This is a genomic window from Myxococcus sp. CA023 (genome assembly GCF_010998615.1).
GTDB lineage: Bacteria > Myxococcota > Myxococcia > Myxococcales > Myxococcaceae > Myxococcus.
On the sequence record NZ_JAAEAH010000001.1, the window covers coordinates 24,489 to 43,424 of the forward strand.

General features: G+C 67.4%; 2 protein-coding genes. Both read right to left on the reverse strand.

Annotated features, from left to right (window positions below; all coding sequences use genetic code 11):
* Positions 1 to 52: 52 nt before the first annotated feature.
* Positions 53 to 13,783, reverse strand: a complete 13,731-nt coding sequence (locus tag F8M74_RS00075; RefSeq protein WP_141252632.1) for a non-ribosomal peptide synthetase — start codon at positions 13,781 to 13,783, stop codon at positions 53 to 55.
* A 59-nt stretch (positions 13,784 to 13,842) separates the two neighbouring features.
* Positions 13,843 to 18,450, reverse strand: coding sequence for a type I polyketide synthase (locus F8M74_RS00080; RefSeq protein ID WP_228559245.1), 4,608 nt, complete (start codon positions 18,448 to 18,450; stop codon positions 13,843 to 13,845).
* Between the last annotated feature and the right edge of the window lie 486 nt (positions 18,451 to 18,936).

The window sequence follows — 18,936 nt, forward strand, 5'->3', positions numbered from 1 at the left end:
GGCTGTATTGGTGTTGGTGTGTGTGATTGTCTTTGGCGGCTGCGCTTCGACTTCACTCGAGTCGAGACACAGCCTGATAAATCTGCTTGGATTCTAGCACTGCCGTATCGGCGCGAGTCAGAATCTCGGTCAGTGCGCCTGCGAGCGCATCGACCCTGGGGGCCCGCAAGACGCTGTAGTGAGTTCCCTGAATGACGCGCACCACTAGCTGAGCTGCATGGCGGCTCCATCCACGGTCTTCCGTCTCGGAAGGCTCCAGTTCGGTGTCGCTGCCGCGTAGGACTGTGAGGGGGCCTGGGAAGGTGCCCAGCGTGTGCTGTTGGAGCGCACGGACGTTGGCGGTGAAGACACGAAGCAGCGCGTGGACCTGCTCCATGCCAGCGTCTGGGATGAAGACACCCGCCTCGCGGCCCTCCTGGAGCACTCGTTCCAGCAGTGCCTGCGGGTTACGCATCGCCCCCTCCAGGGGCGTTGATGAAGCGATTCCCGTCGTGCGCGCCAGGTCCAGAGCGAACAGCGTCGCAGCGGCCATGTCGTCGTCAGTCGTGACACCTTGGGCCAGCGAGGTAGAGCTGGGCTCAATCAGGGCAAGGACCTCCACCGTCTCACCACTCTGCTGGAGCAGGCGCGCCATCTCGAAGGCGATGACAGCTCCGAGTGACCATCCTCCCAATCGGTACGGGCCCTGGGGTTGCAGGGTGCGGATGGCGTCCACGTAGCTGGCCGCCATGGAGTCGATGGACTCGTTCGGAGGCAGTGTTCCCTCCAGCCCCTGGGCCTGCAAGCCGTAGAAGGGCTGGTCAGGGCCGAGCCTCCGCGCCAGTTCGATGTAGCAGAACACCGTGCCACCCACCGGGTGGACGCAGAAGAAGGGCACCCGCGAGCCACTTCGTTGAATGGGAACGAGCGGCGTCCATGGCGAGGGCTCGCGTCGCAGGAAGGCCGCCAGCCCCTCGACAGTGGGGGCCTGGAAGAGCGCCGTGACTGGCAGCGTACGGCCCGTGCGCGCTCGCAGCATGGACAGCAGCCGCACCGCGAGCAGTGAGTGACCGCCCAGTTCGAAGAAGTCGCTCTTCGCGCTGATTGGCGAGACGCCGAGCAGTTCCTCGAAGAGACGCGCCAACTCAAGCTCGTAGGCGTCGCGCGGCGAGACGTAGACCTCATGCCGCGGAGACGTTTCCTCGGGTAGCGGAAGCGCCCTGCGATCCACCTTGCCGCTCGTGTTGAGTGGCAGGGCCTCCAGGGTGACGAAGGCCGAGGGCACCATGTGCTCGGGCAGCCGCTCCTTGAGGAACTGGCGGAATGTACCGGAGTCCTCGATGGTGGCGTGCTCCGCGACCACGTATGCCACCAGTCGCTGGAGCCCCGGCGTGTCTTCACGTACCAGCACCACCGTGTCGCGCACGGCGGGGTGTTGGCGCAGCGCGGACTCAATCTCTCCCAGTTCGATGCGGAAGCCGCGCACCTTCACCTGGAAGTCGATGCGGCCCAGGAACTCGAGCTCGCCCTGGGGCAACCAGCGAGCCCGGTCTCCGGTCCGATAGAGGCGAGCGCCCGGCTCCGTGCTGAAGGGGTTGGGGATGAACCGGTCAGCGGTGAGCTCAGGACGATTCAGGTAGCCACGCGCCAGTCCCGCGCCACCAATGTAGAGCTCGCCGAGCACACCCACGGGAGCCGGTTGCAAGTATGCGTCCAGCACGTAGGTCCGTGCGTTCGCCAGCGGGCCGCCCAGGGTTGGAGGCAGCGGAGCCTTGCGCACGGCGCGAAGGGTCGAATCCACGGTGCACTCGGTGGGGCCGTAAACGTTGAAGCACTCGATGTGGGGATGGGCGGCGAGCCGGGCCCAGAGCGCCTCGTCCAGTGTCTCGCCGCCAGCCAGTACTCGCAAGGGGCGGTGTGCGGCCAGGCCCTCGTCCAGAAGCAGGCGCAGCAGCGACGGGGCACAGTCCAGCACGTCCACGGAATGCCGCTCCAGCCACGCCAGCATGACGCGCGCATCCTCGCGAGCGGTCTGCGGCACCACGCACAGCGCATGGCCATCCGCGAGCTGCACCAACTGCTGCACGGAGGCGTCGAAGGACAGTGACGCGTTGAGACTGACCCTTAGTGGCTTGTCCACGCCTGCGTAAGCGGTGGTCGCCAGCGCAGCGCGCAGGTTCATCACCGAGGCATGCTGCACCATGACGCCCTTGGGCTTGCCGGTGCTGCCTGAGGTGTAGATGACGTACGCGAGGTGTTCGGGGTCACTGAGTCTCGGTGGATTGGATTCGGACCGTGGCTCGTTCGTGGGAACAGCGTCGTCCACGCAGAGGACTTCCACCTTGTGCCCGGCGAGCTTGTCCGCGATTCGCTGCTGCGTGAGCACACAGCCGACATTTGAGTCGCTCACCATGTAGGCCAGTCGCTGGGCGGGGTAGGTCGGATCCATGGGGACGTAGGCTCCGCCTGCCTTGAGGATGGCGAGGATGGCGACGATCATATCGGTCGAGCGCTCCATGCACAGGCCCACGCGATACTCGGGACCCACACCACGATCGCGCAGCGTCCAGGCGAGCTGGTTGGCGCGGCGGTTGAGTTCGGCATAGGTGAGCGAGTGCTCATCGTCCAGCACGGCGAGGGCATCGGGAGAAAGGGCCGCGCGGTCCTCGAACCGCTCGTGCAAGCAGCCTTCCCAGGCGGCCTCCCGGCGCGTCGCATTCCACGTCTCAAGCAGCGTGTTGCGTTCGGCCTCCGGCAGCAGCGCCGCCTGCTCGTAGCGGCTGCTCGGGCCCGCGGCCACGGCCTCCAGCGCGCGCAGGTAGTAGTGTCCCAACTCCCGAGTCCGCTCCGCTTCGTGCCGTGTGCCCGTAGTGGAGATGGAGATCGACAGCGACGACGTGTCCGGGTCCTGAGTGAAGGTGACACCCAGCGGCAGTTCCATCCAGGCGGCGCCCAGCATCTCGTCCACGAAGCGCAGGCCCTTCTGCTGGGACAGCCCTCCCGCGACGTGAAAGTGGATGAAGTTGAAGAGCGTGTCGAACAGCGGCTGGCCGCCGCGCTTCTGCTGGAGCCGCGCCATGGGGTAGCGGCGGTGCGGCATCAACTCCTGCTCATGCTTAGCGACCTGCTGGATGAGCTCCAACCATGTGCCTCCAGGCAGCGTCACCGGGAAGGGGACGCTGTTGAGGAACAGGCCAATCATCCGCTCACCATCGACGACTTCGGGGCGGCCGTTGGTGACGATGCCGGTGACGACGGAGGTGCTGCCTTCGACGAAGCCGCGGACGCGCAGATGCACGGCCAACAGCACCGTCTTGAGGGACACGCCCGCCTCGTGGGCCACGCGAACCAAGGCCTGCTGGAGAGGAGCGGGGATGCGCACGTCGTGGTTGTGCAGCACGCGTTCGTCGTCCCGGGACCGGAGCGGGCGCGGACTTGCTGCGTCCACTCCATCCATGCGCCGCAGCCAGAAACGCTCACTCTCCGCGGACTGCTGGGCCTCACGCTCCAACGCAATGAACTGGCGGTAGGTCGCAGCCAGGGGCTGTGTCGGGGGCGTGTTGGAGTCGTCCTGCAATTCGAGGTAGCGGCCGAAGAGCTCCGAGAACAGGGTCGCGGCGCTCCAGCCATCGAGGATGGCGTGGTGGAAGACGATGGTCAGCTGAACGCTGCGGTCCGTGCGGCGATGCATGGCGACATGGAGCAAGGGCGCCTGGGTCCACTCGAAGGGCTTGATGCGCTCCGCTTCCACCCACTCCCGCAGGAACGCGTCCTGCTGGGAGGGGTCCAGATGCCGAAGGTCCTCGATGCGCAGAGGCGGCCTTACCTCACGATGGACGAGTTGGAGGGGCTCCTCGTAGCCATCCAGATGGAAGGAGGTTCGCAGGATGGCGTGACGCGCAATCAGTTCCTGAAACGACTGACGCAGCAGCGGCTCGTCTAGCTCCAGCTCCAGGTGGAAGCTGAACATGTCGTGGTAGATGCCGGCTGAGGCATCCAGCGAGCTCTCGAAGAGCATTCCCGACTGGAGCGTGGCCAGTGGGTAGGCATCCTCCACGTCCTCGGGCAGACGTTGGCGGTCCGCCTCGGACACGAGGCTGAACGGCGCGACGTCCCTTGATGGCGTGGCGCCATCGGTGACCTTCACCACGCCGGAGAGCTGGCGGATGGTCGGGTGCTGCAGCAGCTCCATGATAGGCAGCTCCAGGCCCCGTTCGCGTAGCTTGGCGATGACCTGGATGCTTCGGATGGAGTCTCCGCCCAGTTCGAAGAAACTATCGTCGATGCCGACCTGGCGGAGGCCCAGCACCTCGGCCCAGATTTCGGCGAGGGCCTGCTCGGAGGCATCCCGTGGTGCCTCGAAGGAGGCGCCCATCAGCGCTCGGTCCGTGTCGGGGGCGGGCAGGGCCTTGCGGTCCACCTTGCCGTTTGCCGACAGTGGCAGGGACTCCATCGGAATGAAGATGGCGGGGACCAGATACTCGGGCAGCTTGCGCAGGACGTGGTCGCGTAGGGCACGTGCATCGACAGACTCCACGCCGTCTTCGCCCACGACGTAGGCCACCAGGCGCTTGTCTCCTGGAGAGTCCTCACGAGCGAGGACAACAGCCTCCTGGACGCCTGGCGCCTGCTGGAGGACGGATTCGATTTCGCCCAGCTCGATGCGGAAGCCGCGCACCTTTACCTGGAAGTCGGAGCGGCCGAGGAACTCCAGCGAGCCGTCGGCCCTCCAGCGGACGCGGTCGCCGGTGCGGTAGAGGCGAGCGCCGGGCGACTCCGAAAAGGGGTGAGGGAGGAACTTCTCGGCCGTCAACTCCGGACGGTGGAGGTAGCCCCAGGCGAGGCCGTCGCCACCGACGAAGAGCTCGCCAGGGACGCCGACGGGAACGGGCTCCATGCGCGAGTCGAGGACGTAGGCCGTGGAGTGTCCCAGAGGCCTGCCAATGGGGACGGAGGTGCCGAAGGCCTCACCCGAGCGGAGGGAGTGGGTGGCGGAGAAGGTGGTGTTCTCGGTGGGGCCGTAGCCGTTGACGAGGACGGCGCCGAGGGGAATGCGCTCCAGGTGCTGACGGACACGCAGAGGAGGCAACACGTCACCGCCAGCGAGCACCTGCCGGACACCGGCCAAGGCGTTGCCCTGGTGAAGCACCATCTGCTCGAAGAGGGCCGCGGTGAGCCAGAGGGTGGAGACGCGGTGGTGAGTCAGCAGCGCGGCGAGTTCGTCCAGAGAGGGCGCGTGAGGCGGAGCGAGGACGAGCCGAGCACCGTGAAGCAGCGCGCCCCAGAGCTCCAGGGTGGAAGCGTCGAAGGCGACGGGGGCCAGTTGGAGGAAGACTTCGTCAGGGCCGAAGTGGATGAAGGGGTTGGCGAGGACGAGGCGAGAGACTGCGCGGTGGGGGATGCAGACGCCCTTGGGCCGGCCGGTGCTGCCGGAGGTGAACATGACGTAGGCGAGGTCATCACCGCCCACGGCCGCGGATGGAGGCGCGCCATGTGGCAAGGCGGCGATGAGGTCCGCGTCCGTGTCCACGCACACCATCAACCCGCCCGAGCTGGGCAGCTCATCGGCGAGCGACTCCTGCGTGACGAACACGCTGACGCCGGCCTCATGAAGCAGCAAGGAAATGCGTTCAGCGGGGTAGTGGTGGTCGATGGGCACGTAGGCGCCGCCTGCCTTGAGGATGGCAAGCAGGCCCACCACCATGTCCGGCGAACGTTCCAGGCACAGGCCCACGCGGGTGCCTCGGGAAACGCCATACGCGCGCAGGTGGTGCGCGAGCTGATTTGAGCGGCGGTCCAGCTCCACGTAGGTGACGACGCTCTCACCGCTGATAAGCGCCATAGCGTCTGGCGTGCGAGCCGCCTGCTCGGAGAAGAGAACGTGAATCGGTGTATCGCGCGGGAACATGGCGGACGTCGCGTTCCAGTCGACCAGGAGCTGCTGACGCTCTTCGGTGCGCAGAAGGGGCAACTCGGCTAGACGCTGGTTCTCATCCGAGACGATGGCTTCCAGCAGCGTGCGGAAGTGCCCCAAAATGCGCTCGGCGGTGGAGGCATCGAAGAGGTCGGTGTTGTAGTTCAGCGCACCGGAGAGCCCTTCCGGGGTCTCCTCCAGCAAGAGACTCAAGTCGAATTTGACGGTCTCCAGCTCCGTCTCCAGCACACGCAACGATAGCCCCTGCAACTCCAGTCGCACGGGCGGCGTGTTCTGCAGGGTGAAGGTGACTTGAAAGAGCGGCGAGCGGCTCGGGTCTCTCGCGGGTTGCAGCACCTCAACCAGCTTTTCGAACGGCACGTCCTGGTGTTCGGACGCGCCCAGCGCCGCAGCCTTTGCCTGGGCCAACAGCTCACGGAAGGTGAGCTCCGGCGACATGCGGGCCCGGAAGACCAGCGTGTTGACGAAGAAGCCGATGAGCCCTTCCAGCTCCGGCCGGGTGCGGCCCGCGATGGGCGAACCGACGCAGAGGTCCTGCTGACCGGAGTAGCGAGAGAGCAGCAACTGCCAGGTCGCCAGCAGGACCATGAAGGGCGTCGCCTCCTGACGGCGCGCCAGTGAAGTCACCGCCTCGGAGAGCTTCGCGGGCATCCTCACCGGGAGGAGCGCTCCCCGGTACGTCTGCACCGCCGGGCGCGGCCTGTCGGTAGGCAGCTCCAGGGCCGCGGGGGCTCCATCGAGCTGTTCACGCCAGTAGTTCAGCCGTGAGTCAAGCACCGGCCCCTGCATCCATTCTCGCTGCCAGAGGGCGTAGTCGGCGTACTGCACCGAAAGCGGGGGCAGCTGTGCATCGCGGCCCTGGACGGCGGCTTCGTAGCCCTCCGCCACCTCCCGTACCAGCACGCCCACGGACCAGCCGTCGGACACGATGTGGTGCATCGTGACGAACAGGACGTGCCTGTCCGAAGCCAGCCTGAGCAAGCGCGCCCGGAAGAGCGGGCCGCGCACCAGGTTGAACGGGAGATGGGCCTCCTCGTTCGCGAGCTGACGAGCCCGGGCATCACGCTCGCCTTCGGGCAGGGTAGAGATGTCCGTGATGGGCAACTCCAGCGTCTTGATCGGATGGACGACCTGTACGGGCAGGTCCCCCTCGTTCCGGAACGTTGTGCGCAGCGCCTCGTGTCGCTGCACCACCCGCAACAGGGACTGCTCCATCGCGCGAACGTCGAGCGCTCCGTCGATGGCCACCGCCGCGGGGTTGTTGTACGTCGCGGTGTCGGGCGTCAGTTGCTCCATCACCCACAGCCGCTGCTGGACGAAGGACTGGGGCAGTGGACGATCGCGTGGCGCGGCACGGATGGGCGGCAGGGCACTTGCGGTGCCGCGAGCCCGCTCGGAATCCAGACGCGCGGCAAGAGCCGCCACCGTGCTCTGCTCGAAGAGGGCCCGCAGCGGCAGGTCTACGTCGAAGTCCTGCCGCAGCCGCGTTACCAACTGGGTGGCCAGGAGCGAGTGGCCCCCGAGTGCGAAGAAGTCATCCTCGGCGTTGACTGTCTCGACATGCAGCAGCGTGGCCCAGTGAGCGGCTATACGACGCTCCGTGTCCGTGCTGAGCGGTCGCGTGGCGGTATTCTGAGGGGCTTCCGGTGCCGGCAGTGCCTTGCGGTCCAGCTTGCCATTGGGGGTGAGTGGCAGGGCCTCCAATGTGACGAAGGCCGAGGGCACCATGTGCTCGGGCAGCCGCTCCTTGAGGAACGGGCGGAACGTACCGGAGTCCACGACGGTGGTGGCGTCCGCCTCCGCGACCACGTACGCCACCAGGCGTTGCAGCCCTGGCGTGTCTTCGCGTACCAGCACCACGGTGTCGCGCACCGCGGGGTGTTGGCGCAGCGCGGACTCAATCTCTCCCAGTTCGATGCGGAAGCCGCGCACCTTCACCTGGAAGTCGATGCGGCCCAGGAACTCGAGTTCGCCCTGGGGCAACCAGCGAGCCCGGTCTCCCGTCCGATAGAGGCGGGCGCCCGGCACCGTGCTGAAAGGATGGGGGATGAACCGGTCAGCGGTGAGCTCAGGACGCTTCAGGTAGCCACGCGCCAGGCCCGCGCCACCAATGTAGAGCTCGCCGGGCACACCTACCGGTACAGGCTGCAGGTACGCGTCCAGCACGTAGGTCTGAGCGTTCGCCAACGGACCGCCCAGCGATGGAGGCAGGGACGCTCCGCGCACGGGACGCAGCGTGGAGTCCACGGTGCACTCCGTAGGGCCGTAGACGTTGAAGCACTCGATGTGGGGATGGGCGGAGAGCCGGGCCCAGAGCGCCTCGTCCAGTGCCTCGCCGCCAGCCAGTACGCGCAAGGGGCTGTGTGCGGCAAGGCCCTCGTCCAGAAGCAGCCGCAGTTGTGAGGGAGCGCAGTCCAGGACGTCCACGGAATGCCGCTCCAGCCACGCCAGCATCAGGCGGGTGTCCTCGCGTGTCGCTTGTGACACTACGCACAGCGCATGTCCGTCCGCGAGCTGCACCAACTGCTGCACGGACGCATCAAAGGATAGCGACGCATTGAGGCTGACGCGGAGGGGCTTGTCCACGCCTGCGTAGGCGGTGGCTGCCAGCGCCGCGCGCAGGTTCATCACCGAGGCGTGCTGCACCATGACGCCCTTGGGCATGCCGGTGCTACCCGACGTATAGATGACGTAGGCGAGGTGCTGGGGCCCGCTGAGTCGCGGCGGGTTGGACGCGTCCCGTGAACCGCTCACGAGCCCTGCGTCATCCACACAGAGGACCTCCACCTTGTGCCCGGCGATCTTGTCCGCGACTCGCTGCTGCGTGAGCACGCAGCTGACATTCGAGTCACTCACCATGTAGGCCAGGCGCTGGGCGGGATATGCCGGATCCATGGGGACGTAGGCGCCGCCTGCCTTGAGGATGGCGAAGACGCCTACGACCATGTCGACCGCGCGCTCCATGCACAGGCCCACTCGGACCTCGGGCCCTACGCCTCGGGTGCGCAGGGCCCAGGCGAGCTGGTTGGCCCGACGGTTGAGCTCGGCATAGGTGAGCGAGTGCTCATCGTCCAGCACGGCGAGAGCATCGGGAGAAAGGGCCGCACGGTCCTCGAACCGCTCGTGCAAACATCCTTCCCAGGCGACCTCTCGGCGCGTGGCATTCCACGCCTCCAGCAGCGTGTCGCGGTCGACCGGTGGGAGCAGCGCTGCCTGCTCGTAGCGGCCACCTGGTCCCGCGGCCACGGCTTCCAGCGCGCGCAGGTAGTACTGCCCCAACTCCCGCGTCCGCTCCGCTTCGTGCCGAGTGCCCGTGGTCGCGATGGAGACCGATAGCGACGAGGTGTCGGGATCCTGGGTGAAGGTGACGCCCAGCGGGAGTTCCATCCAGGCGGCGCCCAGCATCTCGTCCACGAAGCGCAGCCCCTTCTGCTTGGAGAGCCCTCCCGCGACGTGAAAGTGGATGAAGTTGAAGAGCGTGTCGAACAGAGGCTGACCGCCGCGCTTCTGCTGGAGCCGCGCCATGGGGTAGCGGCGGTGCGGCATCAACTCCTGCTCATGCTTCGCGACCTGCTGAATGAGCTCCAGCCATGTGCCTCCAGGCAGCGTCACCGGGAAGGGGACGCTGTTGAGGAACAGGCCAATCATCCGCTCACCATCCACGACTTCGGGGCGGCCGTTGGTGACGATGCCGGTGACGACGGAGGTGCTGCCTTCGACGAAGCCGCGGACGCGCAGATGCACGGCCAGCAGCACCGTCTTGAGGGACACGCCCGCCTCGTGAGCCACGCGTAGCAAGGCCTGCTGGAGAGGCCCCGGGATGCGCACGTCGTGGGTGTGCAGGACGCGCTCGTCGTCCCGGGACCGGAGCGGGCGCGGACTTGCTGCGTCCACTCCATCCATGCGCCGCAGCCAGAACCGCTCGCTCTCATGGGAGTTCTGGGCTTCACGCTCCAAGGCCACGAACTGCCGGTAGGTGGCGGCCGGGGACGGCGCGGCGGGGGCGTCAGTGCCCTCCAGCAATTCGAGGTAGCGGCCGAAGAGTTCCGAGAGAAGGGTCGCGGCGCTCCAGCCATCAAGGATGGCGTGGTGGAAGACGATGGTCAGCTGGACGGTGGTTTCCGACCGGCGATGCACGCAGAGCCGCATCAGCGGCGCCTGGTTCCAGGTGAACGGCTGGACGCGTTCCTTCTCCGCCCACACCTGCAAGTAGGCCGTTTGCTGCGCGGCCTCCAGGTGCTGGAGGTCTTCGAACTTCAGCGGCGGTTCCACTTCATGGTGGACGAACTGGAGGGGCTCTTCGTGGCCGTCCAGGTGGAACGACGTGCGCAGGATGGCGTGACGTGCGAACAGCTCCCGGAAGGCTTGTTGCAGCAGCGGTTCGTTCAGCACCATCTCCACATGGAAGCTGAACATGTCGTGGTAGATGCCGGCTGAGGCAGCCAGCGCGCTCTCGAACAACATGCCTGACTGGAGCGCGGCCAGCGGGTAGGCGTCTTCCACGTCCTCGGGCAGCCGCTGACGGTCTGCCTCGGAAACGAGGCTGAAGGGCGCGATCTGGCTCGCGGGGGCCAAGCTCGTGGCTTTGATGACACCGGCGAGTTCGCGGATGGTCGGGTGCTGGAGTAGCTCCAGCGTGGGCAGCTCCAGGCCTTGTTCCCGCAGCTTCGCGATGACCTGGATGCTGCGGATGGAGTCGCCACCCAGCTCGAAGAAGCTGTCGTCGATGCCGACCTGACGGAGGCCCAGGACCTCGGCCCAGATATCGGCAAGGGTCTGCTCGGAGGCGTTCCGCGGTGCTTCGAACGGCGTTCCTGTCCGATTCAGGTCCGCGTACGGGGCGGGCAGCGCCTTGCGGTCCACCTTGCCGTTGGGGGACAGCGGCAGGACCTCCAGCGGCATGAACACCGCGGGCAGCATGTATTCGGGCAGCCGCGCCTTGAGGAATGTGCGGATGTCGCCCACGGCATTCCCGGCCTGTTCTTCCGACCGCGCTGCGGCGGTGGGCACGAAGTAAGCCACGAGACGCTTGTCGCCTGGGGCGTCCTCACGAGCGAGGACGACAGCCTCCTGGACGCCCGGGGCCTGCTGGAGGACGGTTTCGATTTCGCCCAGTTCGATGCGGAAGCCGCGCACCTTTACCTGGAAGTCGGAGCGGCCGAGGAACTCCAGCGAGCCGTCGGGCTTCCAGCGGACGCGGTCGCCGGTGCGGTAGAGGCGAGCGCCGGGCGACTCCGAAAAGGGGTGCGGGAGGAACTTCTCGGCCGTCAACTCCGGACGGTGTAGGTAGCCCCAGGCGAGGCCGTCGCCACCGACGAAGAGCTCGCCAGGGACGCCGACGGGAACGGGCTCCATGCGCGAGTCGAGGACGTAGGCGGAGGAGTGGCCCAGGGGCCTGCCGATGGGGACGGAGGTACCGAAGGCCTCACCCGAGCGGAGGGAGTGGGTGGCGGAGAAGGTGGTGTTCTCGGTGGGGCCGTAGCCGTTGACGAGGACGGCGCCGAGGGGAATGCGCTCCAGGTGCTGACGGACGCGCAGAGGAGGCAACACGTCACCGCCAGCGAGCACCTGCCGGACGCCGGCCAAGGCGTTGCCCTGGTGAAGCACCATCTGCTCGAAGAGGGCCGCGGTGAGCCAGAGGGTGGAGACGCGGTGGTGAGTCAGCAGCGCGGCGAGTTCGTCCAGAGAGGGCGCGTGAGGCGGAGCGAGGACGAGGCGAGCACCGTGAAGCAGCGCACCCCAGAGCTCCAGGGTGGAAGCGTCGAAGGCGACGGGAGCGAGCTGGAGGAAGACTTCGTCGGGGCCGAAGTGGATGAATGGGTTGGCGAGAACGAGCCTGGCGACGGCGCGGTGAGGAATGCAGACGCCCTTGGGCCGGCCGGTGCTGCCGGAGGTGAACATGACGTAGGCGAGATCATCACCGCCCACGGCCGCGGGCAGAGGCGCGTTATGCGGCAAGGCGGTGATGACGTCCGCGTCTGTGTCTACACACACATGCTTGCTGTTGGATGCAGGGAGTTCTTCCGCCAGTGGATTCGTCGTGACGAGCACGCCGATGCCGGCCTCCTGAAGCAGCAAGGAGATGCGCTCAGCGGGGTAGTGGTGATCGATGGGCACGTAGGCACCGCCGGCCTTGAGGATGGCGAGCAGTCCCACCACCAGGTCCGGTGAGCGCTCCAGGCACAGGCCCACGCGGGTGCCTCGGGAAACGCCGTACGTGCGCAGGTGATGCGCGAGCTGATTTGAGCGGTGGTCCAGATCCGCGTAGGTGACGACGCTCTCACCGCTGATAAGCGCCACGGCATTTGGCGTACGAGCCGCTTGCTCGGAGAAGAGCGAGTGAATCGGCGTCTCACGTGGAAACGCCGTGGACTTCGCGTTCCAGTCGACCAGGAGCTGTTGACGCTCCTCGGTGCGCAGCAGGGGCAGCTCGGAGAGTCGCTGGTCGGCGTTCTCCACCACGCTCTCCAGCAGGCGCACGTAGTGGCGCTCCATTCGTTCGACGGTCTTCGCGTCGAACAGGTCCGCGCAGTACTCGATGCGGCCGATGAACCGGTCCGGCCGGTCCTCGCGCAACTCCATCAGCAGGTCGAACTGGGACGCGCCCAGGTCCAGCTCCACATAGCGCGCGAGCAGGCCCGGAATCCGCAGGGCCGGCTGAGGCACGTTCTGGAGGACGAAGACGGCCTCGAAGAACGGATTGCGGCTGGGGTCGCGGGGTGGTTGCAGCTCCTCCACCAGTTTGTCGAAGGGCACGTCTTGGTGTGAGTAGGCATCCAGGCAGACCTGCCGCACCCGGTGCAGGAACGAGCGGAACGTCGGGTCCCCCGACGCATCCGCACGCATCACCAGCATGTTGACGAAGAAGCCGATGAGCGGTTCGAGCTCGGGCGCCCGGCGGTTGGCGACAGGCGAGCCCACCGCGAAGTCCTGCTGGCCGCTGTAGCGGTGCAGCAGCGTCTGGTAGGCCGCCATCAGCACCATGAAGAGCGTGGCGCCTTCCTTCTGCGCCAGTTGCTTGAGCCTCCGTGCCAGCTCTGGATCGAGCCGGAAGTGGTGCCACCCGCCGCGATACGTCTTCAGCGCCGGTCGGCGATGGTCCGACGGCACCACCAGCGCGGGAGGCCGCGGCGTGAGCTGCCGTCGCCAGTAATCGAGCTGGCCGGCCAGTTCCCGCGTTTCGAGCTGCTCGCGCTGCCACCGCGCGTAGTCCGGGTACTGGAGTTCCAACTCCGGCAGGGGCGAAGGCAGGCCCTCCTCGAAGGCCTTGTAGAGCGCCATCAACTCCTGGAGGAACACGCCCAGGGACCACTGGTCTGTTACGGAGTGGTGCAGGGTCAACAGCACCAGTGCGTGCTGCGCATCGAGCCGCAGGATGCCGACTCGCAGCAGCGGCCCGGCGGAGAGGTCGAACTCGAAGTTGGCCTCCGCGATGATGCGGCGGCGTACCTCATCTCCCTGCGCCTCCAGGGACAGCGCCGACAGGTCCTCTTCCGGGAGGGTGAGCTCCAGCGAAGGGGCGACCACCTGCACCGGATCTCCGCCGTGGCTCCTCAGCGTCGTGCGCAGGGATTCGTGACGGCGCACCACCTCGTTCACACAACGCGTGAGCAGGGCCCGGTCCAGCCGCCCGAAGAACTCCACGCTCACGTGGACGTTGTAGGCAGCCATGCTGCTGGGATCCAGCTCATGCAGGACCCACAGGCGCTGCTGAGGGAAGGATGCCGGAGCGGGCTCGTTGCTTTCGCGCCGGACCAGGACGGGCGCCGCCGCATGAGGCTGCGCCGACTGCTGCTCCTGGAGGAGCAGGTCGAGAAGGGCGCGCTGCGAGGGCGAAAGCTGCTCGAGGGCCCGAGAGATGTCAGTCATCGAAGTCGGTATCCAGAAAGTGGGGGATCGGGTGCTCCAGCGGGGGCTGGAGCTTCCGTTCACGCGGCCTTCACGCCGCGGCGTCGAAGCTCTTCGGCGAGCTCCTGCTCGGAGACGCGGGTGACCCGGTCGAGCAGCTCGCGATAGAGGGATTCCTGTTGCCGCGCCTGGAGGTCGGCGATTGCCTTCGCCAGACCCGCCACGGTGGGCGACGTGAAGAGCAGTGCCAGACTCAGGTCCAGTTGCAACCGTGAGCGCAGCCGCCCGACGACCTGCGTGGCGAGCAGCGAGTGCCCGCCCAGTTCGAAGAAGTGGTCGTGTCGCGCCACCTGTTCGACGCCCAGGATCTCCTGCCACAGGCCCGCGATGACACGCTCCAGCTCATTGGCGGGAAGCTCTTCGTCTCCGGTGCGGACCTTGCGAGCGACCTTGGGCAGCGCGACCGCCCGCTGGAGCCACGCAGTCAGTCGCCGTGACACGTCACCCGTGGCAACCACCACCGGGCCATCCAGGCCGCCCGTGACGACCCGCTGGAAGGCCTCGGTGGCTTCATCCTCGGTCATGGCATACGGCTCGAGGTCAGGAGCGCGCGCATCGCTGGCGCCGGCCGCTCGCGGCCACGGGTCCCAGGCCACGCTCATCCAAGGCGTTCCTGCGCCCCGGCTGCGGTGGGCCGCGAACGCATCCACGAAGAGGTTGGCCGCCGTCGAAGGCGTGTCGCCGAACGGCGACAGCACGGCGGCCGACGCGGAGAACAGCATCACGAAGTCCAGCGCCCGGCCGCGCAGGACGTCCTCCAGCACGTATGTGCCGCGCACCTTGGCGCGGAAACGGGCCTCCGCGTCCGGGTTCGTCGCGGAGGGCGGGTTCCGTTCGGGCGGAGCCAGGGGGAGGTCCGCGCAGTGCAGCACCCCATGGAGCGCGCCGAAGCGCTGGTCCACCTCGGCCAGGACTTCCTGCATCCAGTGCGGCTTGGACACGTCGGCGCTCAGGACGAGCACCTCGGCGCCGTGTGACTCCAATTCACGCACGCGCTGGATGAGCAGGCTGGCGTCGTCGTCCTCGCCCTGGGTGGAAATCCAATCGTCCCAGAGGCGGCGCGGAGGCAGCGGCGTGCGGCCCACCAGCGCCAACCGCGCCTGCTTCGTGCGCGCCAAATGGCCGGCCAGCAGCAGTCCCACGCGGCCCAGGCCGCCGGTGATGAGGTACACGCCGCGCTCACGCAGAGGCCGCGCGGGGGCGGCCGTCTCCGTCAGCCGAACGGGAGACAGCTCCTGGACCCAGCGGCGTGAACCGCGCAAGGCCACCCGGACGTCTTGTGCCTCCGTGGCAAGCTCGGCGACGAGCTGTTCGGCCAGCGCCGCAACGCCTTCTGCGCCAGGGAGGATCACATCGACGCTGCGCGCGGTGATGTGCACGTGTTGCTGCGACAGCACCTGGCAGGGGCCCAACAGGGGGGCCTTCTCAGGCAGCGCCTCCGCTCGGCCGTCCGGGTCGAACAGGTGGTTGGAGATGATCTCCACCCGAAGGGGGCGCGCATCCTTCAGTCCGGCAAGGGCTTGCCCCAGGTGCACCACGCTGTAGTAGCCCAACGCTTGCGCGGCCTGGAACCGCGTCAGCACGGACTCGCGATCGCCCTGCGGCGTCAGGCTCCACAGGTGGACGAACACTTCAGGCCGGGGTGTCAGATCCTCCAGCGCGCTCAGCAGCGCGACGTAGTCTCCAGGTGCGCTCGGTGCCACGGTGAAGCACCGTTCGCCGTCACGGGAGAACGCGGCGCCCGCGTGCACGGTGACGACATTCTGCCCCGCCTCTTCCAACCGGGAGACGAGCCGCGAGGCCAAAGGGCCTCCGTCGGTGAACACCACCCAGCACCGGGGCTGGGCGAGCGCGGAGGGTGCCATCGTGGCCGGGGGCGTGCGCCGCCACGAGGGCAGGTGAAACCAGTCCGAGACGTCGGTCAGCTTGCTGGCGCCCGCGGCCTGCGAGGCCAGCAGCGCGGCGGACCGGTCCAGCGGAGCAACCCAATACCGCTGCCCTTCGAAGGGGTACGTGGGAAGGGGGATGCGCCGGACCGTCTCCGTCCCGTGCACGCCGCTCCAGTCCACCTCAACTCCCGCGAGCCACAGCCGTCCCAGCGCATTCAAGAAGACGGCCTCGTCCGGCTGGTCATCCTTGGGATGGCGCGCGGAGGAGACGATCGTGCGCGCGCCGGTGGACTCGCCTTGAAGCCTTGCCACGGCGGTCAGCGACTGCGCGGGACCCACCTCCAGCAGGACGCGCGTCGAGTCCTCCAGCAGCACCTGCATGCCGTCCCGGAAGCGTACCGAGTGGCGCAGGTGGTCCACCCAGTACCGAGGTTGCGTCACCTCGTCCCCCGTGACGGGCTGGCCGGTCCGGCTGGAGATGTAGGGCCGCTCGGGTGGACGGAGCGTCAGACGGGAAACGCGCTCGTGGAAGCGCGGCAGGATGCGCTCCAGCATGCGCGAGTGCGCCGCCGCCTCCACGTGCAGTTGGCGGTGCTCCACGCCTCGCGCCGTCAGCTCCGCCATCAATCGCTTCACCGCCGCCAGTGGGCCGGAGACCACGCACTGCGAGGGCGCATTCACCGCCGCGAGGTCCAGCTCCTGGCCCAGCAGCGGCACCACCTCCGCCTCGGGAAGGCTGATGCTCAGCATGGACCCGGCGGGCAGCTCATCCATGAGCTGGCCACGCAGCGCCACCAGGGCCGCCGCATCCTCCACCGACAGCACACCGGCGATGCACGCCGCCGCGTACTCGCCCAGGCTGTGGCCGAGCATCTGCTTCGGCTCCACGCCACATGACATCCACAGCCGCGCCAGGGCGTACTCCGTCAGGAAGATGGCGGGCAGCGCGAGCGCGTTGCGGGAAAGCCCCGGCACCTCCTGGAGGGGCTCCTGGTAGAGCACCGTGCGCAGGTCCACGCCCAGGTGCGGGCGGAGGACACTGGCGACCTCGTCGGCGGCCTCGCGGTAGACGGGCTCCGTGCGGTACAGGCCCGCGCCCATGCCCAGGTGGTGGGTGCCACCCCCAGGGAAGAGGAACGCCACGGGGCGGCCTCGTGCCTCTTGCTTCAGCGTCACCAGCCGCTCTGGCTCCTCGCCTCGCAACACGCGGATGGCGTGCTTCCGGTCCTTCACCACGGCGATGCGGCGGTGCTGGAAGGCCTGCCGTCCCACTTGCAGCGTGTAGGCCACGTCCTTCAGCGCCTGCTCCGGGTGTTGTTCCAGGTGGGTGGCCAGCGCCTCCGTCGCGGCATCCAGGGCGGTGCTCGTCTTCGCCGACAACGGCAGCACGTACCAGGGACGGGCGTCCGCGGTGGGGGCGACGGATGGGGCCTCCTCCAGGATGACGTGCGCGTTGGTGCCACCAATGCCAAAGGCGCTGACGCCGGCTCGGCGAGGGGAGGGGCCCGGCGCCCAGTCCCTCAGGGTGGCGTTGACGAAGAAGGGACTGGTGGCGAAGTCAATCTGCGGATTGGGCTCCTGGAAGTGCAGCGTGGGCGGCAGCTGCTGGTGCTTCAGCGCGAGGACCGTCTTGATGAGGCTGGCGATGCCAGACGCGGCATCCAGGTGGCCGATGTTGGGCTTCACCGAGCCGAGCGCGCAGAAGCCTGTGTCCTGCGTGCTCGTCCGGAAGGCGCGGGTGAGCGCGCGCACCTCAATGGGGTCTCCCAGTTGGGTGCCCGTGCCATGGGCCTCCACATAGGTGATGCTCCGCGCGTCCACCTCCGCGGTCAGCAAGGCATTGCGGATGACGCGTGACTGGCCTTGGACGCTGGGGGCGTTGAAGCTGGCCTTCTGGGCGCCGTCGTTGTTGATGGCCGAGCCACGGATGACGGCGTGGATGGTGTCTCCATCCTCCAGTGCGTCCTCCAGGCGCTTGAGCACCACCAGGCCCGCGCCGTTACCGAAGAGGGTGCCCTGCGCCTGCGCATCAAAGGCGCGGCAGCGTCCGTCTGGCGATGCAACACCACCAAATTGATACAGGTAGCCGGTGCGCTGAGGCGACTGGAGGGCTACACCGCCAGCAAGGGCCATGCGGCATTCGCCCGCGAGGAGCGCCTGGGTCGCCAGGTGCACCGCCACCAGTGAGGTGGAGCAGGCGGTGTGCAGCGAATAGGCCGGACCCTTCAGGTTGAGCCGGTGCGCCACCCGCGTGCTGAGGAAGGCCAGGTCGTTGCCGAGGCCCACCTCGAACGCGCCGAGCATCCCCAGCGCGGCCGGGTTGGAGAAGAGATTGAAGACGTACGTGTTGGTCCGGGCTCCCGCGTAGACGCCGATGTGCTCCCGATAGCGCTCGGGGTCGTAGCCCGCGTCTTCCAGTGCCGCCCAGGCACACTCCAGGAAGACACGCTGCTGCGGATCCATCACCTCGGCTTCCTTGGGAGTGATGCCGAAGAAGGCCGCGTCGAACAGGTCCGCGCCCTCGATGGGGGCCGCGGCGCGCACGTACTGCGGTGACTTGCGCAGCGCTGGGTCCTCCATGACGGAAGGCTCCAGCTCCGACTCCTGGAGGAAGGTGATGGACTCGACGCCATCCCGAAGGTTCCGCCAGTACGCCTCGGCGTTACAGGCCCCGGGAAAGCGGCACGCCATCCCGATGATTGCAATCTCCAGCCCGTTCCAGTGGGTTTCGCCAGCCATGATTTCTTGAGTCCCCAGAATGTTTTCGGGAGTCGGAGGTCCCGCACGCTCGCGCGCAGCGGTTCCATTCCGGAGCGCGCCGGGGCCCTGGCGCGCGAAACAGCAGGCAACGAAGCAGGCCCCCAGTGCTACCAGTAAAGCAGCTTTCGGATTTAAAGTCGCTATAGCTGGAAAAACTCACAAGGCACGGAAAATACAGTTTTCAATGTAAATTGGCTAGGCTGTTATCGCTGGACTGTGACTGGGGTTGATGCGGTAGACAATGTCATACTGGTACCAGGATGAATTACCTGGAGTGTAGTTGCCGTTCTCGGAGAGAGCGGGCGAGCACGCGGCAGGCAGGTGCATGTCGGGCATCCGGCGATGGGGATGCTGGCGTCCCCCTGACGTGAGTTCGTCCAGTCCTTCAGTTCATCGAAGCGCCGCCGAGTCTCGTCCCACGGGGGCCGCTCGGAGCAGCAGCTCGAGCGATTCGAGCTCCATCAG